Here is a 297-nt window from a genome sequence, read left to right as displayed (position 1 = left end):
GCCTTGAACAGGTCCTGTTCCAGCACCAATACCTGCCGATCACTGTCCAGCCTCACCCGAGCCCCCAGCGGCAAGCACACGTTCGGGTCACAATGCCCACTGCGCCACCCCGCCAGCACCGGTATCCCCAGAGGCGCAAAGGTTTCCACCAACAACGGTGCAAGCGCCGCCGTGGTAATCCCGGCAAAATCCCCCACCAGCACGCCCTTGACCCCTTCCAGCTTGCCTGCCAGGCGCAACTGGGTCAGCAACCGGTCCACCCGATACAACGGCTCGTTGACGCCCTCGATAAACAAA

1 pseudogene is annotated in these 297 nt (G+C 62.6%); it reads right to left on the bottom strand.

The features are described from left to right. A pseudogene (locus tag SB765_RS28895) lies at positions 1-297 on the bottom strand (LD-carboxypeptidase); the annotation flags it as partial.

This window comes from Pseudomonas sp. SIMBA_067, from assembly GCF_046534675.1.
GTDB lineage: Bacteria > Pseudomonadota > Gammaproteobacteria > Pseudomonadales > Pseudomonadaceae > Aquipseudomonas > Aquipseudomonas putida.
Note: the sequence above shows the minus strand (reverse complement) of the source record. Positions and strands in the feature narration are given on the sequence as shown.